Origin of the sequence: Euryhalocaulis sp. (genome assembly GCF_013911995.1) — a bacterium.
Lineage (GTDB): Bacteria > Pseudomonadota > Alphaproteobacteria > Caulobacterales > Maricaulaceae > Euryhalocaulis > Euryhalocaulis caribicus.
On the sequence record NZ_JACESD010000002.1, the window covers coordinates 23280 to 45414 of the forward strand.

Below are 22135 nucleotides of genomic sequence, written 5' to 3' on the forward strand. Positions count from 1 at the left end.
CCATGACCGAGACTGTTGAACGCGATATCATCGATCTGACGGCCCGTCCGGGCCAGCAGGCCGAACCGGCGGCGGAGCCCGCGCCGGGAGCCGATTCCGGAGGTGAATCCAGTATTCCGCCGGAGGAGCTGGAACGCTTGACGGACGATATCGTGACGGCCCTGAAAAGCGTCTATGACCCGGAAATTCCGGTCGATATCTATGAGCTGGGCCTGATCTACAAGGTCGATATCTCCGATGACCGCGACGCCACCATCACCATGACGCTCACCGCGCCGGGCTGCCCGGTTGCGGGCGAGATGCCGGGCTGGGTGGAACAGGCCGTCGAGTCCGCGCCGGGCGTGCGCGGCGCGCGCGTTGAAATGGTGTTCGATCCGCCCTGGACGCCGGAGCGGATGAGCGATGAAGCCAAGCTCGAACTGGGGATGTTCTGATTATGCTGGCCGCTGGAAATATCGTCAGTCTTACCGATGCCGCCGCTGACCGCGTGAAGGAATTGATGGCGGCGAAGGACAAAGGCTTTCTGCGCGTCGGCGTAAAGAATGGCGGCTGCGCGGGCATGGAATACACGATGGATTTCGTGGCCGAGCCGGAAAAGCTGGACGAACGCGTGGAAGACAAGGGCGTGGAAATCGTGGTCGATTCAAAGGCCGTGCTGTTCCTGCTCGGCGCGACCATCGATTTCGAGACAACAAAGCTCCATTCCAAGTTCGTATTCAGCAATCCGAACCAGACGGACGCCTGCGGTTGCGGCGAAAGCGTCACCATCGTGCCCGCCACGCGATAGGGAGGCTGAGGAAGCGCCAATGACCGGTCTGACGCTTCTTTACACAGATACCTCGCCCTATGCCCGCAAGGTGCGGATAGTCGCTCTCGAAAAAGGGCTCGATCTGGAGCTCCAGGCGACCCCGCCGCTCGGCGACCCTTCGAATTTGCAGCAAGCCAACCCGCTCGGCAAAGTTCCCGCGCTGGTCGCGGACGGGGAGACTTTCTACGACTCCCCGGTCATTTGCGAATATCTCGACACGCTGGCGTCGCCGCATTTGATACCGGCGGAAGGGCAGTCGCGGTTTCGCGTCCTCCGCCTGCAGGCCTTGGTGGATGGCGTTCTGGACGCTGCCGTCGCCATGCGGATTGAGCGCATGCGCGAAGAGTCGCTGCATTGGGATGTCTGGTTCGACCGTTATCGACGCGCCATTATGCGCAGTCTCGACGAAATGGACCGCCGCGCTTCGGACGAAATCGCGGGCCGCATGGACCTTGGCGCAATCGGGGCCGCGGTGGCTACGGGTTATCTGGATTTTCGCTGGCCGGACATTGAATGGCGGCGTGGCCGTCCCGCCTTGTCGGAAGCGATAGACGCGCTCTCGGTACGCGACTCGTTCAAAGCGACGCTGCCGCCCGACAACGCCTAGGTCCGAATTTTTCTGGAGGTGGTGTTAAGCCGCCGCGCTTGATGAGCTTTGCGCGGTTTCGCCGGTGACGCGGTTGCGCCCGGCGCGCTTGGATTCATAAAGCCTGTTATCGGCCCGTTCGATCACTGAATGCGGGTGAGCGCCGGTGTCGTGCCGCGCAACGCCGATGGAAATGGTGATGGTGCCGAGATCCTCATTCGTGGACCGGCGCAGCAGGCGTTTGGATTCCACCATTGTGCGAACCTGTTCGGCGACATCCACGGCCGCGTCCATGTCCGTTTCCGGCATCAACATCACAAATTCCTCGCCGCCATATCGCGCCACCAGCGCGCGGTTGCCGATGCAGCGTGTCATGCAACTGGCGACGAACCGGATGATCTGATCGCCGGTCTGATGGCCCCAAGTGTCGTTGAAACGTTTGAAGTGATCGATGTCACAAACCGCGACGGTCAGGGGCGCGCCGGTCTGGTCGGCTTCAGCCGCCAGCTTGTTCAGAACATCGTCCATGCGCTTGCGGTTGGCGACGCCGGTCAGGGCGTCGGTCATGGATTCTTCGCGCACGATTTCCAGATTCGTACGAAGCTGCGAAACTTCCTGTTTCGTCTCGGCCAGACGGCTTTCCAGCGTCGCACTGTGGCGCTGCATGGTGTGGGTGGCGTCCATGAGGGCGGAAACCATGGCTTTCAGCGTCTCGGCGTCGGTTTCGGAATCGATGCGGTCGCTGGCGCCGGCCAGGGCCTCGCCATAGGCCGCGGTGTCGCGGCCGGCTTCTTCCAGACGCCGCATGACGGTCGCCAGCTCGGCGGACATGGCGCCGCCGATTTTCTGAACTTCGTCGCTGAGCTTCTTTTTGTTGAAATGGCGGTCGTGAAGCTCCACCAGATCCGCTTCCTGCGGGGTCTGGCCCTGGTCGATTATCGCCGAGATGTCGCTGGTCAGCGTGTCGTTTTCGCCCAGTATATGGGTTATGCCGACTTCATAATTCTGCGCCGTAAGGGGAATCCCCCATTCGGACAGCAAATCAATGGCTTTACGGGCGAGAGCTTCGCCTTCCGCCCCAATGAGTCGACCACTCATCTATCGGCCCCACAAGGTTTTCTACCAATGGCGGAACCCTACGGGGCAAAGCGAAACAAGCTGTAAACAAACGCGAAAAAATCTAGGAAGCGCTGATGTGCTGGCGGACCGATTGCTCAAAAAACGCCGGAACATGGTCGCCGAAACCTTCGCCCTTTGAGCCCGACTGGGACTTGCCGCCGGAGGATGAACGCGTGTTTTCCCGTTTCCGGGGCGTCTTCGATTGCGCGGATTTCTTTGACGCGCCGCCAGATTTTTCGGATTTCTCCGCCGGGGCCTTCTCGGCCTCTGGCTTTTTTGTCCCGGCCGGCTTTTCGGCCTGATCTCCCTTGGAGGCAGCTGCGTCGGCTTTCCGGGCGCCGCCGCGCGAGGAGCGCTTGGGCTTGGCCGGCTTTTCAGTCTCCGACTCGCCTTTTTCCGCCGCTTTGCCGCCCTGATCGACCGCCCCGGCGCTGTCCAGCGCGGGAATCGGTCCTCCGAGCATCTGCTCGATGGAGGCCAGGCGCTTGCTGTCTTCGGACGTCGCGATCGTGATCGCTTCGCCCGATTTGCCCGCGCGGCCCGTACGGCCAATGCGGTGGACATAATCGTCCGAAGAGTGCGGCGGATCGTAGTTCAGCACATGGCTGACTTCCGGAATGTCCAGACCGCGGGCGGCGACATCACTGCCGACCAGCAGTTTCAGCTCGCCGGAGCGGAACTGGTCCAGCGTCTTCATGCGCTGGCTTTGCGGCAGGTCGCCATGGATCGGCGCGGCGGAATAGCCGTGGCGTTGCAGCGACCGCGCGACCGTGTCTACGTCACGCTTGCGGTTGCAGAACACGATGGCGTTCTTGACGTTGCGCTTGTCGATCGCCTCGCGCAGCGCGGCGCGTTTGGCTTTCGGCTCGCGCGAATTCAGCTTGATCAGATATTGCGCCACATTATCCGCCGTCGTTGCGGCTTTCGCCACTTCCACACGGACAGCGCCCTGCAGGAACTGGTCCACAAGGTGCTGGATCTCCTTTGGCATGGTGGCGGAGAAGAACAGCGTCTGGCGGGTGAACGGCGTCAGTTTGAAGATGCGCTCGACATCAGGAATGAACCCCATGTCCAGCATCCGGTCGGCTTCATCGACGACCATGATCTCGACGCCGGCCGGCATAACCTTGCCGCGCTCGAATAGGTCCAGCAGACGTCCAGGCGTGGCGATAATCACGTCCGCGCCGCTGTTCAGCACGCGCTCCTGCTCGCCAAACGCCACGCCGCCGATCAGCAGGGCCATCGTCAGCTTGGTGTTTTTGGAATAGGCCTTGAAATTCTCGGCCACCTGGGCGGCGAGTTCCCGCGTCGGCGCCAGGACCAGCGAACGGGGCATGCGGGCGCGTGCGCGGCCCTTGGACAGACGTTCGATCATCGGCAGGGTGAACGCGGCGGTCTTGCCCGTTCCCGTCTGCGCGATACCCAGGACGTCACGCCCTTCGAGGGCTGGCGGAATAGCCTGTGCCTGGATCGGCGTCGGCTCCGTATAGCCAGCTTCCTTTAGGGCGCTCAGCAGTTTTTCGCCGAGCCCGAGTTCATCAAAGGTCATGCAGTAGCAACCCGTTCATCGCGTCAATTCATTCGCAGGGGAAAAGTGGCGCAGCACTCGTCGCTTGCGCCGACTTACAAGAAGTCTGCCCGCAAAATATGAACCGGCTACGTCAAGTCAATGAATATCAACCGTCGCCTAGCGATAAGCGAACGGCTCATCCTGATTTTCCAGGTCCATATAACGGTCGCGAAGCACGGTCTGGCGCGAGGTCAGCGGCAGGCGTTCGCCGTCAATGAAGACCGCCATGGGGGAGGTCGTGACTTCCAGCGGATCGCCGTCCCAGACCACCAGATTGGCAGTCTGGCCGGTGGCCAAAGCGCCCAGACGCCCGCCAAGACCGTAAATATCGGCCGGTTCGCGGGTGATCGCGGCGAAAGCCGCATCCCATGACAGGCCATTGGCCACGGCGTTCCCGGCCTGTTGCAGCAGCAGGCGCACCTGGTGCGTATCGTCATTGCCCGCGCCCGTGGTCAGGGCGAACTGCACGCCGGCGTCGGCTAGCAGCTTGGCCGCGTCCAGCCGCGCGCCAACGGATTCCAGCGCGAAGGGCAAATTCTCCATCGGGTCGAGAATCACGGGAATTTCCGCTTCCGCCAGTTCCTCCGCCACCATCCAGCTTTCCGCGCCGCTAAGGATGATGACATCCAGCTTCTTGTGATCTTCTTTCAGCGCGATCACCCGCATGATGTCGGATGCGCGGTCCACCTCGATCACGAACGGCATGTCGCCATTCACCGCGGTTTTCAGCGCCTGCGCGTCATGGATGTTGAGCAGACCTTCGTCAGTCGGTTTCGAGAAGAAGCGATTGGCCCGCTGGGCTTCCTTCAGGGCCGCGCGAAGATAGGCCCAGGATGCGGAGCGTGAGCCGCCGGCCAGACCCGCGCCGCGTTCGCCCATTTGCAGATACAGGAAGGCGTTTTCCTTCACCCTTGAGTCGAAATCGCCGGACATGTCCACGATTGCGCCAACGCCGCCGAACAGGGTCCGGCCTGTCCCGGGTGAGATCGCGGCGTGCGTCACGCCTTCGATCCGCGTGATCGGAATCGAGGTGGCCTTCGGATTGTAGGAGTCCAGCGCATTGAGCGAGATGTTCAATTCGCTCTCATCCGCGCTGATATCGTTGGAGCCCTCCGTCGCGCCGATTTCGACCATGCCGACATGGCCGAACGGGGCAAACACCCCCGGCGTCACCCACTGGCCTTCGGCGTCCAGCACCTCGGCGCCTTCGGGAACGGCCGCGTCAGCGCCCATGGCGGAGATCGCGCCGTCCTCGATCACGATGACGCCGCTCTCGATAACGCCGGCGTCTTCATTGGTGACGATGCGTGCATTGGTGACGGCGACAGTCTGGGCCATCGCAACGCCTGCGGAGATCAGGGCGGCGGCCGCGCCCAACAGAACCTGTTTCATTATTTCATCCCCCGGGAAGCTTGCCCGATTTCGAAATCGGATACCGGCATGCGGTTGTCCTGACGGTCATACATAAGGGCACCGTCGATATAGACCTTGTCGGCCTTGGCGTAGGTCGAGAATGGATCGGCGCTCCAAAGAACCACGTCCGCAGCCTTGCCTTCCTCCAGAGAGCCTGTCTCGTCCTCAATGCCCAGCGATCTGGCGGGATTATAAGACAGCCACAACCAAGCCTCTTCCTTGGGGATCTCAATGCCGGCCTTGCGGCCGTCTGACCATGCCTTCGCGGCTTCCTGGTTCAGGTGCTGGATTCCGATGTCGTCGTCGGAATGGACGATGGCGCAAGCGCCGGCCTTGTGGACCATGGGAATATTCTCCCGAACGCCGTCATAGGCTTCCAGCTTGAAGCCCCACCAGTCCGCCCACATGGCCGAGCAGATATCCTCGTCCGCCAGAAGATCGGCGACCTTGTAGGACTCGACCGCGTGCTGGAACGAGGCGAGCTGGTATCCGAACTCCTTGGACATATCGATGACCTGCGCCATCTGGTCGGCGCGGTAGCAATGCATGTGGACCAGAATGTCGCCGCGCAGCGCGCCGGCCAGGGTTTCCAGCTCCAGATCGCGCTTGGGCGGATCCGTATCGGCGTCATCTTCCGCCTTTTGCTGGTCTTCCATGTATTTTTTAGCGTCAATCCAGGCCGCCCGGTAACCGGCGAAATTCCCCATATTGGTGGAGGGCGCCTGGTTGCGGCTGCCATAGACGCGCTTGGGGTTTTCGCCGCAGGCCATTTTCATGCCGTAGGGCGCGTCCGGAAATTTCATGCCCTGAACCGTACGGGAGGGCACGTTCTTCAGAACGACAGAACGGCCGCCAAACAGATTGGCCGAGCCGGGAAGGATTTGCAGGGACGTCACGCCGCCGGCCAGCGCGCGGGAAAAACCGGGATCCTGCGGCCAGACCGAATGTTCGGCCCAGACTTCCGCGGTATTGGGCGAGGTCGCCTCGTTCCCGTCTGACGTGGCGCGGATGCTGGGCGTCGGATAGACGCCAAGATGAGAATGAACGTCGATAATGCCCGGCGTGACCCAGCGGCCTTCACCGTCAATCACCTGCGCGCCGCCGGGCGCGGTCAGATCCGCGCCGACAGCGGCGATGCGGCCGTCCTCCAGCAAGACATCGCCGTCTTCAATCAGGCCGCCGCGGCCATCCAGAACAGTGGCGTTTTGAATAAATACGGTTTCGGAGGGCAGGGCGGCGTAAGTCGACGGGAAGGGCCCGCCATCGGCCCCGTCTTCTTCAGCTTCGGCGCTCTGATTCTCTGCAGCCGCACTGGCGCCGGTCTCATCCGAATCTTCCTGTGCGGGGGCGGGCTCGGTTTCCTCAGTATCAGGTTCAACCGGGGCGACGTCCTGCGTTTCAGTCGCCGTCTCGCCCATGTCGTCCTGCGTCGTTTCCGCCTGTTCTTCAGGCGCTTGCTGATGCGCGACAGCGACGGCGCTGAGGCTGATTGCGGCGACCGCGGCCCCGCCCAGAAGCATGTAGGAAAATTTCATCGAGCCCCTCCGGAAAATGAGATGGGGCGAGCCTAATCGGCCATGCGCGCATGACAAGCCGGGTAAGGATTAAATATCGATCGCCTCGATGAAATCGGCATGGTCCTGGATAAATTTGAACCGAAGTTCGGATTTCCGGCCCATCAGCGTCTCCACTAGGGACTCCGCTTCGCCGGCCAGCGCATCGTCCAGACTGACACGGGCCAGCGTGCGGGTTTCCGGATCCATCGTGGTTTCCTTCAACTGCCGCGGCATCATTTCGCCAAGACCCTTGAAGCGGCTGATTTCGACCTTCTTGCCGTTGGAAAACTCCCCGGCCATCAGCGCATCCTTGTGCGCGTCGTCGCGCGCATACTCGATCTTGTCGCCCTGGCTGAGGCGATAGAGCGGCGGCAGGGCCAGATAGAGCCGGCCGCTGCGAATCAGGTCCGGCATCGCCTGATAGAAGAAGGTGATCAGCAGCGACGCGATATGCGCGCCGTCGACATCGGCGTCGGTCATGATGATCACGCGCTCATAGCGCAGATCACCCAGATTGAATTTCGACCCCGTGGCCGCGCCCAGCGCCAGCGTCAGATCTGAAATTTCCTGATTTTTCATGATCTTGTCCGCGCCAGCGCTGGCGACGTTCAGGATCTTGCCGCGAAGAGGCAGCACGGCCTGCGTCTTGCGATTGCGCGCCTGTTTGGCCGATCCGCCGGCCGAGTCGCCCTCGACCAGGAACAGCTCGGTCCCCTCCGATCCGCCGCGCGAACAATCGGCCAGCTTGCCGGGCAGGCGAAGTTTGCGTGAGGCGGTCTGGCGTTTGACCTCTTTGTCGCGGCGGCGTTTCAGGCGTTCCTCCGCCCGTTCAACGACAAACTCCAGAAGTTGCTCGGCCTCCTTGGGGGAGGCGGCCAGCCAGTGATCGAAGGGGTCGCGAACTGATTGTTCGACCAGCCGCGCGGCTTCGCTATTGGCGAGACGGTCTTTCGTCTGACCCTGGAATTCCGGCTCCGCAATGAAGACGGACACGATACCGCCGGCGCCGGCCATCACATCGTCCGGCGTGATGATCCCGGCCTTCTTGCCCTGACCGGCGATCTCCGCATAGGCGCGCAACCCCTTGGTCAGCGCCGCCCGCAAACCCTGTTCGTGGGTGCCGCCATCGGGCGTGGGCACGGTATTACAATAGGAGCGGACGAAGCCGTCGGCTTCGCCAAATCCGGCGCCGGACCAGGCCACCGCCCATTCCACGCGGCCAGCGCCCTCATCGCCGCCGGCGCGGCCGCTGAACATCTCGCTGGTGACGGTGCGCTTTTCGCCGATCAGCTCTTTCAGGAAATCCGCCAGGCCGCCCGGGAAATGGAAGACGGCTTCCGGTTCGACGCCGGCGGGTTCGGCCAGCGCCGCGTCGCATTTCCAGCGAATCTGGACGCCGCGATGCAGATACGCCTTGGACCGGGCCATGGCGAACAGACGCTTGGGCTTGAGATGCGCCCGTTCGCCAAAGATTTCCGGATCGGGCGAAAAGCGTATCGTGGTGCCGCGCCGGTTGGGCGCCGCGCCGATTTCCTTCAATGGCGCCAGGGCGCGCCCGCGCTCGAAGGACTGCGCATAGAGCTTTCGGTCGCGCGCCACTTCCGCGTCCAGGCGCTGCGACAGCGCATTCACCACCGACACGCCAACGCCGTGCAGGCCGCCGGAGGTCTTGTAGGCCTTGCCGGAGAATTTCCCGCCCGCGTGCAGCGTGGTCATGATGACCTCCAGCGCGGACTTGTCCTTGAACTTGGGGTGCGGATCGATCGGGATTCCGCGCCCGTTATCGGACACGGCGACAGAGCCGTCCTCGTGCATCACGATATCGATGCGGTCGGCGTGACCGGCCACGGCCTCGTCCATCGAGTTGTCGAGAACTTCGGAGAACAGGTGATGCAGCGCGCGGTCGTCCGTGCCGCCGATATACATGCCCGGCCGTTTGCGCACCGGTTCGAGGCCTTCAAGGACCTCGATATCCTGTGCGGTATAGCCGTCTTTGTCCGGCGCTTTGGCCGATGAAAAAAGGTCGTTCGAATCTGTCATCGCGATATCACCGGCGATGCTGCACGAGTCGCCCGGAAGGAGCTAGGCGGATTTCCGTAAGCCTGCGCTAGAAGGCGAGGCGAACCACGATTCTGGCGGAGTGCCGGATGAACCCGTCGCGCACATCAGCGTCATAGTTGAAGCCGAAGGACGAGTATTGCGAACCGCCCGTGATCAGGAAGCCGATGATGGCGCTGGTCGAGGGAAGCTCCGGCGCGGCCAGCAGGAACGGATCGTTGAAGTCCACGAACGAGGCCTGAGTGACCGCAAGGCTGCCGCCGAACTCGTTGCGAACGCCGACGCGCAATTGCGGCGCCCACCAGCTGTCATCGGTGCCGAACCGCCGGGCCAGCGCAAGGCTGGCGGTGGCCGAGGCCATATCCGAGTCGCGCTCCTCGACGGTCAGGTTCACGTCTGAAAGCCCGGACTCCGTATACCCTTCCTCGCTCAGCGAGAGGTAATCCAGAGAGACGAGCGGACGCAGCATCGCCCAGCCCAGATCCCAGTCATAGCCGAGACGGGCGGAGCCGGAATAGTGATAGCCGGTCCAGTCGGCGCGGGCCGTCTGGTCGAACGCGCCGATCAGGATACGGCGTTCGCTCTCGAAACGGCTGACGCCGCCGCCCATATAGACATCATAGGTCAGGCCGCCGCGGGCGCCGCCCGCATACAGGCCAAAGCCCAGCGTCTGCACGTCAAGCGGTTCGTCAACGCCATTGATCTGCTCGATTTCGTTGGTCGAAATCACCATGTTCGCGCCGGCCGCGTAGAACGGACCGAACGGACGGTCCACGCCGGCGGCAAAGCCGAATCCATGGCCGCGATAGCCGCCGCCGATATTCGTGGACTCGCGGTCAGAGAACGTGCCGAATTCCTGCGCCCACACGCCCGTGGTCCGGGCTTCGCGGGAAAGGCGCGCCACGTCCAGGCGGTTGCCCACCGCTCCGGTCGCGCCGTTCACGTTGTTCATCACGAACTGCAGCGTGGCCGAACTGAAATCGGGCAGCAGCTGCTCGTATGCGTCAAAGAAGCCTTCTTCGGTCGTAATCCCGGCAAACGCGCCATTGATTCCGCCGCCTGCGCTCAGCGCGTCGAACGCCGCGTCATACGCTTTCGCTTCGTTCGCGTTCAGGCCCAGTTCCTGAGCCGTCTTGCGGTTCAGCGTCAGGACCAGGGAATTGGGGTTGTTTTCCGAAACCTGCAGGCTGGAATTATAGAGATAGGGCGTCTCGGTCTGCGAGAGTTGCTCCAGGCTGCCTTCGATCTGCAAATCACTGGCGCTGACAATCTCGAACGAACCGCCGTCACCGACCAGAGAGGCGAGGGAGGCTGCAATGGCCGCGCCGTCCTCGAACCGCACAACGCCCTGGGCTTCCAGCCGCGCCACGGACTCACCGTCGAGCAGCAGGCGCAGCGTGCCTTCTTCGCCGAAAGTTGCGTCACGGACCGTCACGACGCTCGGGTTTTCCAGCTGTAGCAGACCGTCATTGACCTGGATGACCAGATCCCCGTCCGTGTCCGACAGCGACCCCAGAACCGATGCGCCGCCATCGACGGTCAGCTGGTCCGCGCCATCGCCGAAATCGATGTCGCCGTCCAGCGTGCCAGCCTGGATATTCACCAGGTCATCACCGGACCCGAGGCGGACATCGCCCACAATAGCGGGGGTTGGCGCGACGAAGTCCGGATCGGGTTCCTCCGTGTCTCCGTCATCGTCATTGTCGCCGGAATCAGGCGGCGCCACCTGAAGCTCCTGATTGATCGTCACGCCATCGGTGGCGTTGGAAAGATCAATCGCGACGGTTTCGAACTCGCCGGGCGGAATTTCTTCGTCATTGGAATCGTCGGTGCTGCTGGTGAAGCGCGCCACGATGCTGCTGGTATTGTTGATCTCGGTCAGGGAGCCGGATTCGTCCATGATGGCGATGGCCGTGCCGTCCTCGCCGATGACTTCGGCAAGAATGGCGCTGTCATTATTGATCGTGTTGACGTTGCCGCCGGCGCCAATCGTAATCGCCTGCGCCCGGCCGCCATTCTCGGTCGTCGAAGTGGCGCGGATCAGGCCGCCATTATCGTTGAAAATCAGCGGAAGAGAGACATTGCCGTCCATGATGATCGCATGGGCGTCCCCTTCGGAGGCGCTCGCGAAAATCCGGTTGGCGTTGTACAGGCCCTTTTCGATGTCGACCATCAGGGTCTCGCCGCCCGACAATTGCAGGGCGATCGCGTCATAACCCTCATAGACGCCGTCACCGGTAATATCGCCAAAATTGATCAGTCCAAATCCGTTGGCGTCGCTCTCGTCGATCTCGTCATCGTCATCGTCGCCATCAACACCCGGGAATCCGCCGATCACGACATCGCCGGACGCGCCTTCAGTGGTGATCAGGAAGGCCGGGCTTGAAGACTGGCTGATCACGCCAGCGCCGGCGTTCGCGACGCGAATCCCGTCCGCGATGCCCGCGGAAACGGTCAGCGCGCTGCCGCCGTTCAGAAGATCGTCTTCATCCAGCTGGTTCAGGGCGTCGCCAAACGCGTTCACGGTGCGGAAGCCGGTCGTGGAAATCACGCCGGAAACCGTCAAGGCGCCGCCGATATCGCCGGACACGTTCATGCCCTGCGTGTTCTCGCCCACCCCGCGCACGGTGCCGCCCACCAGCACATCGCCGGAAACCGGACCTTCAAACGCCACCGCGGTCGAATCGGTGCCGATTATGGAAAGATTGCTGACCAGATTGATGTCGCCATCAACGCCGGACGCCACGCGAACGCCATACGATTCATTGCCCTCGACGCGGATATTGGCGCCGCCCGTGACCACGATATCGCCTTCGAACGCCTCGGGGCCCTCAACCAGGATGCCCGTGCGGTTGCTGCCCTGCGCGAAGGGGCCGTCCAGATCGAAATCGTCATCGGGATTGTCGGGCTCGTAATTCTCGCTGACCTCGATATCGCCGGTCAGCGTGAACGTGCCGGTATTGCCGCCCTGCAGCAGTACGCCGACAGCGCCGTCCGCATCCTCGATCAGGACCGCGCCGCTGATTTCAAGATCATTGTCGGAATCAAGCGTTACGCCCGTCCCGCTATCGACCTCGACCGTGCCGGTAACTTCGACATCGTCCGGCTGGCCATTATTGGCCGTGGACGTGCGAACCGGCTGGTTCGTATCCTCAATGACGGTTTGAGCGTGCGCGGCGGCTGAAAGCAGCAGCGGCGCGGCGGCGGCGGAAAAAAGAAGACCCTTGCGCATGGGCGTGATCTTTAAGGAGAGCGGGCGCTTGGGTCCAGCCCCAAACGCCCGCTTCTCAGCAGTCGGTCTCTAGACCTTGTAGTACATATCGAATTCGACCGGGTGAGGGTGCGTTTCAAAGCGCAGAACCTCTTCCATCTTCAGGTCGATATAGGAATCGATCTGATCGTCGCTCATCACGCCGCCCTTCTTGAGGAATTCGCGGTCGTCGCTGAGCGCTTCCAGCGCCTCGCGCAGGCTGCGGCAGACGGTCGGAACGCCTTCCAGCTCTTCCGGCGGCAGGTCGTACAGATTCTTGTCCAGGGCGCTGCCCGGATCGATCTTGTTCTCGATGCCGTCCAGGCCCGCCATCAGCAGGGCCGTGAAGATCAGGTACGGGTTGCCGGCCGCGTCCGGGAACCGCGCCTCGATCCGCTTGCCCTTGGGCGAGGGACTGTGGGGCACCCGGATGGAGGCCGAGCGGTTGCGCGCCGAATAGGCCAGCAGGACCGGGGCCTCGAAGCCCGGCACCAGACGCTTGTAGCTGTTGGTCGAGGCGTTCGAGAAGGCGTTGATCGCCCGGGCGTGCTTAATGATCCCGCCGATATAATGCAGGCAGGTTTCCGACAGGTCGGCATAGCGGTCGCCGGCGAACAGCGGCTTGCCGTCCTTCCAGATCGACTGGTGAACATGCATGCCGGAGCCGTTATCGTTCCACATCGGCTTGGGCATGAAGGTCGCCGTTTTGCCGAACGCCGCAGAGACGTTGTGGACGATGTATTTGTAGAGCTGCATGCGGTCGGCCATCTCGGTGAGCGAGGAAAATTTCATCCCCAGCTCATGCTGCGCCGGCGCCACTTCATGGTGATGTTTTTCCGGCTCAAGACCCAGCTCGGTCATCACCGCCAGCATTTCGGAACGCAGATCCTGCGCCGAGTCGATCGGCGGGACCGGGAAATAACCGCCCTTGGGTCCCGGGCGGTGGCCCATATTGCCGCCTTCATAATGCGAGCCCGAATTGGCCGGAAGCTCGGTCGAATCCAGCGCGTAGCCGGTCTCGTCCTGGCTGGTGTTCCAGCGGACATCGTCGAAGACAAAAAATTCCGCCTCGGGACCGAAGAAGGCGGAATCGCCGATGCCGGCCTGCTGCAGATAGCTTTCCGCGCGCTTGGCGGTGGAACGCGGGCAGCGCTCATAGGGCTGGCCCGTATTGGGCTCCAGCACGTCGCAGAACACCGAAAGTGTCGGCTGCTGGTAGAACGGGTCCAGCTGATAGACCGAAGTGTCGGGCATCAGCGTCATGTCGGACTCGTTGATCGCTTTCCAGCCCTCGATGGAGGAGCCGTCGAACATGGCGCCGTCCTCGAAGAAATCCTCGTCCACCATCGAGATGTCGAAGGTCACGTGATGCATCTTGCCCCGCGGATCGGTGAACCGCAGATCGACGAAGTCGATGTCTTCGTCCTTGATCGTTTTGAGGATTTCCTCGGCCATGTGTCTAAGCGCTCCTGTTTCGGATCAGCTCGTTGATGATGGATGACTGTGCAGCGATTCCGCAGGTGCGAAAACTCCGCGCCGCCGGGCGGCGTCAATAACCATAACGATTTCTGTAAGCGCTTAAAGGCCCAAGCGTTCTAAAGCGCGGCGTGGCCGCGTTCGCCTGTGCGGATGCGAAGAGCATCCTCGACCGGGGAGACAAAAATCTTCCCGTCGCCGATCTTGCCGGAGCGCGCGGCGGCCGCAATCGCGTCCACGACCCGTTCGGCCATGTCGTCATCCACCACGACCTCCAGCTTGATCTTTGGCAGGAAGTCGATGACGTATTCGGCGCCGCGGTAAAGCTCGGTATGGCCCTTCTGACGGCCATATCCCTTCGCCTCGGTGACGGTCATGCCCTGGACGCCGATCTCCTGAAGGGCCTCTTTGACCTCGTCGAGTTTGAAAGGCTTGATGACCGCCTCGATTTTTTTCATCGGAAATTGCCCTCATGCATGAAGTGCTAACCGTCAAGGAAATGTACGCCGCCGACAAGGCTGCAAACGAATCCGGAATTGAAACTTATGACCTGATGGAGGCGGCGGGAAGGGGCGTTGCCGACGCAGTCATCCGTTTGATGCCCGCCGCGCCTGTCGCGGTTCTTTGCGGGCCGGGCAATAATGGCGGGGACGGTTTTGTTGCAGCGCGGCGCCTCCGGGAGCTGGGGCGCAATGTCACGGTCTGCCTGCTGGGCGATCTTGATGCGCTTGAAGGCGACGCGGCCCGCGCGGCAAAGGAATGGGACGGCCCGGTTTCCCCGCTTGGCGAAGACAGTCTTGATGGCGCCGGCGTGGTGATCGACGCCTTGTTCGGCGCCGGCCTCTCACGTCCGCTGGAGGGCGCGCCCGCAGCTCTGGCCGATACAGCGGCCAGCCGTCAGATTCCGGTTGTCGCGGTTGATGTTCCCTCGGGGCTGGATGGCGACCGCGCTTGCCCGAAGGGGGACGGACCGGCCTTCCGTGCGGCGTTGACGATCACCTTCTTTCGCAAGAAACCCGCTCACGTCCTGATGCCGGGGGCCGCATATTGCGGCGAGATCATCGTCCACGACATCGGCATTCCGGCTTCGGTCCTGCCCGCGATCAATCCGGCGGCGCGGGAGAATACGCCCGATTTCTGGAAGGATGGCGTCCCGAAGCCTGACGCCATGGGTCACAAGCATTCCCGCGGCCGCCTGGCGGTCATTTCGGGCGGCGAGTTCATGACCGGGGCGGCGCGGCTCTCTGCCCGCGCCGGTCAGCGCGTGGGCGCCGGATTTGTCACGCTCTATGGCGATGAGGCCGCGACACGCATCAATGCCGCGCATGAAACGTCCATTGTCCTCAAGGCGGCGGCCCGCGGCGACGCGATGGTCCAGGCTGTGAAGGAGTTTCATCCCGCCGCCACAATTATCGGCCCCGGCGCTGGGCGAGACGACCGGACGAAAGACATGGCGCTGGGACTTCTGGAGGCGGGTTCGCCCGTTCTGCTGGATGCGGATGCGCTCAGCATCTTCGAGGACGATGAGGACGTTTTCTACAAGGCGCTCCACGACAAGGCCGTTCTGACGCCGCATGACGGCGAATTCGCGCGCGTCTTCCCGAAAGAAGCCGGGGCGAAGGCGTCGAAAATTGAAAAGGCGCGCAGCGCCGCCCAACGCTCCGGCGCGGTGGTGCTGTGCAAGGGGCCCGATACCGTCATCGCCCGCCCGGACGGGCTGGTTCTGGTCAATACGGTGTCCAGCCCGTTCCTGGCCAGCGCCGGCACCGGGGATGTCCTGTCCGGCATGATTGGCGGCCTGCTGGCGCAGGGCGTGGAGCCGTTTGCCGCGGCCTGCATGGGGGCATGGTTTCACGGCCGGGCCGGGCAGGGGATTGGTCCGGGCCTGATCGCCGAGGACCTTATCCGCGCGACCCCGCGCCTTATGCAGGCAATGCTCTCCTGACAGGAGGCGCTGACAGTTTGATGCCGGGGCGCTTCTCTCCGCGCGCCCGGCTCTCTACAACGGACTCGTACAAACAAGCGATTCCAGACCAAGGGATAGTTCGCCGCCTATGACCGACGGCAAGTCCAAACGCCCCAGCGTTTCCGACGAGGAAGCACTCGCCTTCCACAATAAGCCCACCCCGGGAAAGCTTGGCGTTTCGGCGACCAAGCCGATGGCCACCCAGCGCGATCTCAGCCTGGCCTATTCGCCCGGCGTTGCCGCGCCGGTCAAAGCCATCGCGGAAGACCCGGACCGGGTCTATGACTACACGTCGAAGGGCAACATGGTGGCCGTGGTGTCCAACGGCACCGCCATTCTGGGCCTTGGCGATCTGGGTCCCGCCGCCTCCAAGCCGGTGATGGAAGGCAAGTCGGTGCTGTTCAAGCGCTTCGCCGACATCGATTCCATTGATCTCGAGATCACCTACAAGGACGTGGACCGCTTTGTGGAATGCGTGGCCGGGTTCGGCGACACGTTCGGCGGCATCAATCTCGAGGATATCCGCTCTCCCGAGTGTTTCGAGATCGAGCGCCAGCTTCGTGAAAAGCTGGATATTCCGGTCTTCCATGATGATCAGCACGGCACGGCGATCATCGCGACGGCGGCGCTTCTGAACGCCTGCGATATTTCCGGCCGCAAACTCAGCGACCTGAAAGTTTGTCTGGTGGGGGCGGGCGCCGCGGGATTGTCGGTTCTGGAACTGATCAAGAGCGTCGGCGTATCGGACGACAATGTCATTGTCGTCGACAAGGATGGCGTGGTCCACAAGCGCCGCAACGACCTGCACGAGCGTCTGGCGAAACATGCCTGCAACACGGACAAACGCACGCTGGCGGAGGCAGTGGATGGCGCAGACTGCCTGATCGGTCTGTCCGCCGCCGGCGTCATTTCAAAGGAAATGGTCGCGTCCATGGCGAAGGACCCGATCATTTTCGCCATGGCGAACCCGGAGCCGGAGATCACCCCTGAACAGGTGGCGGAGGTGCGCGACGATGCGATCATGGCGACCGGGCGTTCGGATTATCCCAATCAGGTCAATAATGTACTGGGCTTTCCTTATATCTTCCGTGGGGCGCTGGATGTGCGCGCCACCACCATTAATGAGGAAATGAAGCTGGCCGCGGCCCACGCTCTGGCCGACCTCGCCCGGCAGGACGTTCCCGATGAAGTGGCCGAGGCCTATAGCGGCGCGCGTCCGCAATATGGCCGGGACTATCTGATCCCCACGCCCTTCGATCCGCGCCTGATCTCCTTCGTGCCGCCCTATGTCGCCAGAGCGGCGGAAGAATCCGGCGTGGCCCGGAAACCGATGGAGAAAACGGAAACCTATTCGCACACGCTGGCGCGCAGGCTGGACCCGACCGCCTCGCTGCAGCAGCGGATCACCGCCTCGGTTCGCGCCAATCCCAAGACCATCGTTTTCGCCGAAGGGGAGGAGCCATCCGTCATCCGCGCCGCCCACGCTTTCCAGACCCAGGGCATGGGCAAGGCGATCCTGGTGGCGCGTGAAGGTCCGGCCCGGGACAATATGCGTAATCTGGGCCTTCCCGATGACGAACTTGAGATCTGGAATGCCCGGCTTTCGGACCGGAATCCTGAGTTCACGGACCTGCTCTATGAGCGGCTGAAGCGCAAAGGCTATCTCCGCCGCGACGTTCAGCGTCTGGTCAATACGGACCGCAACGTGTTTTCCGCCCTGATGGTCAAGACGGGCGAGGCGGACGGCATGGTCACGGGCTATACGCGCCACACCAATGTCGCCCTGAATGACGTGTCTCTGGTGCTGGACCCGGCGCCGGGCGAACAGATTCTCGGCCTGTCAGTGGCGGTCTCCAAAGGCCATACGCTGGTTGTGGCCGACACGCTGATCACCGAATTTCCGACGGCTGAGGAGCTGGCCGACATCACAATCGGCGCCGCCAAGGCGGCGCGGCGGCTGGGTCTGGTCCCGCACGCGGCGCTTCTGTCCTATTCGACATTCGGGAATCCGGGCGGGGAGCGGTCGGAAAAGATCGCCCGCGCGGTCGAAATCCTCGATGAACGGGCCACCGATTTTGAATATGAGGGCGACATGGCGCCCGATATCGCGCTGGATCCCGCCCATCGCGACATCTATCCCTTCTCCCGCCTGACTGAGGAGGCCAATGTTCTGGTCATGCCGGCCGTGCATTCCGCCTCTATCGCCACGCGCCTGTTGAAATCGGCGGGCGGAGCGACCGTTTTCGGGCCGGTTCTGACCGGGCTGGAGCTGCCCGTGCAGATATGCCGGCTCTCCGCGCCGGTGTCTGAAATCACGTCACTGGCTGCGATGGCGGCGTTCGACCTGTCGAAAACCAGCGCATGACGGATGCCGCGAAGCCGAAATCCCGCGCTTCGCGCGACCTGACAGAGGGCCCGGTCGCCGGTCATTTGCGGCGAATCCTGCTTCCCATGATCGTCGGCGTTACCGCGGTAATGTCGGTTTCGGTGGTTGATACCTATTTCGTGGGACAGCTGGGCGCGCTGCAACTGGCCGCGATTTCCTTCTGTTTTCCGGTGGTTATCACCGTCACTTCCATCGCCATTGGCCTCGGCGCGGGCGCTTCGTCCTGCGTGGCGCGCGCGGCGGGGCGTAAAGATGAAGACCGGGTCCACAGACTGGTCACGGACGCGCTGATTCTGACCACCGTGGTGATCGGAATCGTGTCGCTGGCGGGCTGGTTTCTGACCGAGCCGCTATTCCGCGCGCTGGGCGCGGAAGACAATCTGATCCCGTATATCGTCGATTACATGCACACCTGGTTCGCGGGCGTGATCTTTATCGCCATGCCAATCGTCGCAAACGGGGTGCTGCGGTCGCTGGGCGACGCCCGCGCGCCGGCCGCTTTCATGGTGCTGATCGCAGTCGTGAACGTCATTCTGGATCCGATTTTCATTTTCGGATGGGGGCCTGTGCCCGCGTTCGGGGTGCAGGGCGCGGCCATTGTGAGCATACTGGCGAACCTTGTCGGGGTCGCCGCGGCGCTGTGGCTGCTCATTTTTCATGAGAAAATTGTCGCTTTTCGCCCTGTACCGGTCGCAAAACTCATCGATTCCTGGTCGGAAATCGCCCGTATCGGCATCCCCGCGGCGCTGTCCAACGCCATCAATCCTTTCGGAATCACGCTTGCCACGGCCGGGTTCGCCCGTTTCGGGGCCGAAGCGGTGGCCGGATTCGGCGTGGCCTCGCGCATTGAAGTCTTTGCGGCGATCCCGCTTCTGGCGCTTTCCGCCTCCATCGGGCCGGTTACGGGACAGAATGGCGGGGCCGGGCATCCGGAAAGAAGCCGACGCGCCTTCCAGATTTCCTTCGCCTTTGCGCTGTTCTGGAGCCTGTTCACCGCGATTTTGCTGGCGGTTTTCGCCGTTCCCATCACGAACCTGTTCACGGACTCGGCCCGAACCCTCGATGTTGCGCAGCTCTATTTGTGGATCGCGCCGGTCACCGTGGCCGGTTACGGCGTCGTGATCGCCGCCAGCGCAGGCTTCAATGCGCTGGGAAGACCGCTTCAGGGCATGGTCATGACCTTCTCCCGCTCGCTCATTTTCTACGCGCCGGGCGTGTGGATCGGCGGAACACTGGCCGGAATCCCCGGCGCGATAGCCGGAATTGCGCTGGCTAATGTCGTGTCCGGCCTCGCAACAGCGGCCTGGACGCTGCTCTACGCCCCGATGACGGCCAAGGGCGCGCGGCTAAAGCCCGCTGTTTCAGGCTGATATCCCGCTTGATTTTCACCGCTTGGTGGGGAGACTGCGCGCCTTCCACCGGACTGCGGATGTGGCGGAACTGGTAGACGCGCTGGATTTAGGTTCCAGTGGGGCAACCCGTGGAGGTTCGAGTCCTCTCATCCGCACCACCGCTTTGCGCCGTTGCGCCCGAACCGGCGATTTGACATAAGGCGCGCTTTCCAAGCTCTGAGCGGCGCGCGCTGTGCGCGCTTAACCCTTTTTACCCAAAGACATGTCCATGCAAGTCACTGAAAAATCGTCCGAAGGCCTCTCCCGCACCTATGAAGTGGTGATTCCCGCCACCGAACTGGCCGACCGCCTGGGTCAGAAGATCAAGGAAATCCAGCCGCAAGTGCGTCTGAAAGGTTTCCGTCCGGGCAAGGTTCCGGCGAGCCATATCCGCAAGGTTTTCGGCTCCTCCCTGATGGGCGATGTCGTTCAGGAAACGGTCAACGAGACCAGCCAGAAGGCGCTGCAGGACAATGAAGTCACGCCGGCTTCCGAGCCGCACATCCATATGGAAAGTGACACGGACAAGGTGATTGCGGGCGACGCGGACCTTGCCTATCACATCCATCTGGACGTCATGCCGACCTTTGACGCCGCCAATCCGGCCGACCTGAAACTGGTTCGTCCGGTCACGGAGGCCGGCGACAAGGAGCTTCAGGACGCCCTGGAGGAACTTGCCAAGAACAATCAGAGCTTTGAGGACAAGGGCAAGAAGGCGGCCGCCGAGGGCGATCAGCTGACCATGGATTTCGTCGGCCGTGTGGATGGCGAGGAATTCGAAGGCGGCAAGGCGGAAGACGCCAAGCTGGTCCTGGGCTCCGGCCAGTTCATTCCGGGTTTTGAGGACGGTCTGGTTGGCGCCAAAGCCGGCGAGGAGAAAGTGGTCGAGGCCAATTTCCCGGACCCGTACCAGCGCGAAGACCTGGCCGGCAAAACGGCTGAATTCACCGTTCAGGTGAAGGAAGTCGCCGCGCCGAAACCGGCCGAGGTTGATGACGAGCTGGCCAAGGCGTTCGGCCTTGAGTCGCTGGACGCCCTGAAAGAAGCGGTGAAATCCAACCTCCAGCGCGAACTGGACAGCCAGTCCCGCGCCCGTGTGAAGCGCCGCCTGCTGGACGCGCTGGACGAGCGCCATGACTTCGAGCTGCCCAAGCGCATGGTCGACGCCGAGTTCGAGCAGATCTGGAACCAGGTCAAATCCGACATGGACGCCGGCAATCTCGACGAGGAAGACGCCGAAAAGTCCGAGGACGAGCTGAAGGAAGAATATCGCGGCATCGCCGAGCGCCGCGTGCGCCTTGGGCTGGTGCTGGCCGAGATCGGCCGCGAGGGCAAAGTCGAGATCAAGGACGAAGACGTTTCGCGCGCCGTGAACCAGCAGGCCTCGCAATATCCGGGTCAGGAACGCCAGATCATCGAGTTCTATCAGCAGAACCCGCAGGCGCTGGCCCAGATCCGCGCGCCGCTCTATGAGGAAAAAGTCGTCGACTACATCCTGGAGCTGGCCGACATCAAAGACGAAAAAGTGAGCCGCGAAGAGCTGTTCACGGACGACGAGGCCCCGGGCGCCGCGCCGGCCAAGAAGAAGCCGGCCGCCAAGAAAAAAGCGCCGGCCAAGAAGGCCGCCGCGAAGAAGTCCGAGTCTTCAAAGTCTGACGAAGCCGAGGCCAAACCCGCCAAGAAACCGGCGGCCAAACAAGCTCCGGCCAAGAAAGCGGCGGCCGCCAAGAAGGCTCCGGCGAAGAAGCCGGCAGCCAAGAAGACTGCCAAAAAAGCTGACAGCGACTGATATCCCCGCCTTGCGGGCAGCGCCTCACGCTTCAATATAGTTGGTCCAGCCGACTCGGCGCGATTTCGCGCGCCGCCCAGCGATGAGGGAGCTTTCCATGCAGGACCCGCAAGAGGTAATGATGAATCTCGTGCCGATGGTGGTCGAACAGACCAGCCGGGGCGAGCGCGCCTATGACATATTCTCGCGGCTCCTGAAGGAGCGGATCATCTTCCTGACCGGCCCGGTCGAGGACGGAATGTCCAGCCTGATCACCGCGCAGTTGCTGTTTCTTGAGTCGGAAAATCCCAAAAAAGAAATCGCGATGTACATCAACTCGCCCGGCGGGGTGGTGACGTCCGGTCTCGCGATCTACGACACGATGAAATACATCAAGTCGCCGGTCTCCACCGTTTGTATCGGCCAGGCGGCGTCCATGGGATCGCTGCTGCTGACCGGCGGTCATCCGGGGATGCGTATTGCGTTGCCCAACGCCCGCATCATGGTCCACCAGCCGTCCGGCGGTTTCCGGGGGCAGGCGTCCGATATCGAGCGCCACGCGGAAGATATCGTCAAAATCAAACGCCGTCTGAACGAGATCTATGTCGAACATACCGGCCAGGATTACGAGACGATCGAGCGCACGCTGGACCGCGATTTCTTCATGACGGCCGAGGAGGCCAATGATTTTGGCATCGTCGACCATGTCTATGAGGCGCGCGAGGCGGCCGAGAAGGACAGCTAGATTTCGAAACGGCCCGGCGCTTGCACCGCCGTTTCATGTGCTT

Annotated in this window: 16 protein-coding genes and 1 tRNA gene; 9 read left to right on the top strand and 8 right to left on the bottom strand. The window is 62.4% G+C overall.

The genetic code is table 11. The annotated features are described in order from the left end of the window. Window positions 1–2 precede the first annotated feature (2 nt). Genes H2040_RS00740 through H2040_RS00750 form a run of 3 tightly spaced genes read left to right on the top strand, consistent with a single transcriptional unit; the run spans window position 3 to window position 1415 of the window. Window positions 3–434, top strand: a complete 432-nt coding sequence (locus tag H2040_RS00740; RefSeq protein ID WP_287153446.1) for an SUF system Fe-S cluster assembly protein — start codon at window positions 3–5, stop codon at window positions 432–434. A gap of 2 nt (window positions 435–436) precedes the next feature. Beyond that, a complete protein-coding gene (locus H2040_RS00745) occupies window positions 437–787 on the top strand; it encodes a HesB/IscA family protein (RefSeq protein WP_287153448.1) in 351 nt (116 codons plus the stop codon). Between the two features lie 19 nt (window positions 788–806). Then, complete coding sequence (locus H2040_RS00750; protein WP_287153450.1) at window positions 807–1415, top strand: glutathione S-transferase N-terminal domain-containing protein; 609 nt, start codon at window positions 807–809, stop codon at window positions 1413–1415. Between the two features lie 24 nt (window positions 1416–1439). Here the strand turns inward: H2040_RS00750 and H2040_RS00755 are convergent, their stop codons facing one another. From H2040_RS00755 to H2040_RS00790, 8 genes are all read right to left on the bottom strand, one after another. Then, entirely contained in the window at window positions 1440–2492 is a 1053-nt protein-coding gene (locus tag H2040_RS00755) for a GGDEF domain-containing protein (protein WP_287153452.1), read from the bottom strand. Between the two features lie 82 nt (window positions 2493–2574). Then, window positions 2575–4062 carry a DEAD/DEAH box helicase gene (locus H2040_RS00760; RefSeq protein ID WP_287153454.1) on the bottom strand — a complete coding sequence of 496 codons (1488 nt, stop codon included), beginning with the start codon at window positions 4060–4062 and terminating at the stop codon, window positions 2575–2577. Between the two features lie 138 nt (window positions 4063–4200). Next, window positions 4201–5475 carry an amidohydrolase family protein gene (locus H2040_RS00765; RefSeq protein ID WP_287153456.1) on the bottom strand — a complete coding sequence of 425 codons (1275 nt, stop codon included), beginning with the start codon at window positions 5473–5475 and terminating at the stop codon, window positions 4201–4203. Next, window positions 5475–7031, bottom strand: coding sequence for an amidohydrolase family protein (locus tag H2040_RS00770; protein WP_287153459.1), 1557 nt, complete (start codon window positions 7029–7031; stop codon window positions 5475–5477). Before H2040_RS00770 ends, H2040_RS00765 begins: the two co-directional genes overlap by 1 nt. 69 nt (window positions 7032–7100) lie before the next feature. Further along, window positions 7101–9092, bottom strand: coding sequence for a DNA topoisomerase IV subunit B (gene parE, locus H2040_RS00775; RefSeq protein WP_287153461.1), 1992 nt, complete (start codon window positions 9090–9092; stop codon window positions 7101–7103). A gap of 67 nt (window positions 9093–9159) precedes the next feature. Then, a complete protein-coding gene (locus H2040_RS00780; protein ID WP_287153463.1) occupies window positions 9160–12342 on the bottom strand; it encodes an autotransporter outer membrane beta-barrel domain-containing protein in 3183 nt (1060 codons plus the stop codon). Window positions 12343–12411: 69 nt separating this feature from the next. Then, window positions 12412–13815, bottom strand: coding sequence for a type I glutamate--ammonia ligase (gene glnA / locus H2040_RS00785; RefSeq protein ID WP_022697727.1), 1404 nt, complete (start codon window positions 13813–13815; stop codon window positions 12412–12414). A gap of 140 nt (window positions 13816–13955) precedes the next feature. Beyond that, the gene (locus H2040_RS00790; RefSeq protein ID WP_022697728.1) at window positions 13956–14294 is read right to left on the bottom strand and encodes a P-II family nitrogen regulator; all 339 of its coding nucleotides are present in this window, start codon (window positions 14292–14294) and stop codon (window positions 13956–13958) included. A gap of 14 nt (window positions 14295–14308) precedes the next feature. Between H2040_RS00790 and H2040_RS00795 the strand changes: the two genes are divergently transcribed. From H2040_RS00795 to H2040_RS00820, 6 genes are all read left to right on the top strand, one after another. Then, entirely contained in the window at window positions 14309–15781 is a 1473-nt protein-coding gene (locus H2040_RS00795) for an NAD(P)H-hydrate dehydratase (RefSeq protein ID WP_287153467.1), read from the top strand. Window positions 15782–15890: 109 nt separating this feature from the next. Further along, window positions 15891–18167 (top strand): NADP-dependent malic enzyme, encoded by a 2277-nt coding sequence (locus tag H2040_RS00800; RefSeq protein ID WP_287153469.1) that lies wholly within the window; start codon window positions 15891–15893, stop codon window positions 18165–18167. Further along, on the top strand, window positions 18164–19558 hold the full coding sequence (locus tag H2040_RS00805; RefSeq protein WP_287153471.1) for an MATE family efflux transporter: 1395 nt from the start codon (window positions 18164–18166) through the stop codon (window positions 19556–19558). Before H2040_RS00800 ends, H2040_RS00805 begins: the two co-directional genes overlap by 4 nt. Window positions 19559–19613: 55 nt before the next feature. Then, window positions 19614–19698 (top strand) — tRNA-Leu (locus H2040_RS00810). Window positions 19699–19808: 110 nt separating this feature from the next. Beyond that, window positions 19809–21368 carry a trigger factor gene (gene tig, locus H2040_RS00815; protein ID WP_287153473.1) on the top strand — a complete coding sequence of 520 codons (1560 nt, stop codon included), beginning with the start codon at window positions 19809–19811 and terminating at the stop codon, window positions 21366–21368. 97 nt (window positions 21369–21465) lie between these two features. Then, a complete protein-coding gene (locus tag H2040_RS00820; protein ID WP_022697732.1) occupies window positions 21466–22092 on the top strand; it encodes an ATP-dependent Clp protease proteolytic subunit in 627 nt (208 codons plus the stop codon). Window positions 22093–22135 lie beyond the last annotated feature (43 nt).

What these genes read in the sequence shown, in the direction of transcription:
- H2040_RS00805 (WP_287153471.1), top strand. Translation starts at nt 18,164, where the DNA reads ATGACGGATGCCGCGAAGCCGAAATCCCGCGCTTCGCGCGACCTGACA.
- H2040_RS00820 (WP_022697732.1), top strand. Translation starts at nt 21,466, where the DNA reads ATGCAGGACCCGCAAGAGGTAATGATGAATCTCGTGCCGATGGTGGTC.
- parE (WP_287153461.1), bottom strand. Translation starts at nt 9,092, where the DNA reads ATGACAGATTCGAACGACCTTTTTTCATCGGCCAAAGCGCCGGACAAA.
- H2040_RS00750 (WP_287153450.1), top strand. Translation starts at nt 807, where the DNA reads ATGACCGGTCTGACGCTTCTTTACACAGATACCTCGCCCTATGCCCGC.
- H2040_RS00745 (WP_287153448.1), top strand. Translation starts at nt 437, where the DNA reads ATGCTGGCCGCTGGAAATATCGTCAGTCTTACCGATGCCGCCGCTGAC.
- H2040_RS00760 (WP_287153454.1), bottom strand. Translation starts at nt 4,062, where the DNA reads ATGACCTTTGATGAACTCGGGCTCGGCGAAAAACTGCTGAGCGCCCTA.
- H2040_RS00800 (WP_287153469.1), top strand. Translation starts at nt 15,891, where the DNA reads ATGACCGACGGCAAGTCCAAACGCCCCAGCGTTTCCGACGAGGAAGCA.
- H2040_RS00780 (WP_287153463.1), bottom strand. Translation starts at nt 12,342, where the DNA reads ATGCGCAAGGGTCTTCTTTTTTCCGCCGCCGCCGCGCCGCTGCTGCTT.
- H2040_RS00755 (WP_287153452.1), bottom strand. Translation starts at nt 2,492, where the DNA reads ATGAGTGGTCGACTCATTGGGGCGGAAGGCGAAGCTCTCGCCCGTAAA.
- glnA (WP_022697727.1), bottom strand. Translation starts at nt 13,815, where the DNA reads ATGGCCGAGGAAATCCTCAAAACGATCAAGGACGAAGACATCGACTTC.
- H2040_RS00795 (WP_287153467.1), top strand. Translation starts at nt 14,309, where the DNA reads ATGCATGAAGTGCTAACCGTCAAGGAAATGTACGCCGCCGACAAGGCT.
- H2040_RS00770 (WP_287153459.1), bottom strand. Translation starts at nt 7,031, where the DNA reads ATGAAATTTTCCTACATGCTTCTGGGCGGGGCCGCGGTCGCCGCAATC.
- H2040_RS00740 (WP_287153446.1), top strand. Translation starts at nt 3, where the DNA reads ATGACCGAGACTGTTGAACGCGATATCATCGATCTGACGGCCCGTCCG.
- tig (WP_287153473.1), top strand. Translation starts at nt 19,809, where the DNA reads ATGCAAGTCACTGAAAAATCGTCCGAAGGCCTCTCCCGCACCTATGAA.
- H2040_RS00765 (WP_287153456.1), bottom strand. Translation starts at nt 5,475, where the DNA reads ATGAAACAGGTTCTGTTGGGCGCGGCCGCCGCCCTGATCTCCGCAGGC.
- H2040_RS00790 (WP_022697728.1), bottom strand. Translation starts at nt 14,294, where the DNA reads ATGAAAAAAATCGAGGCGGTCATCAAGCCTTTCAAACTCGACGAGGTC.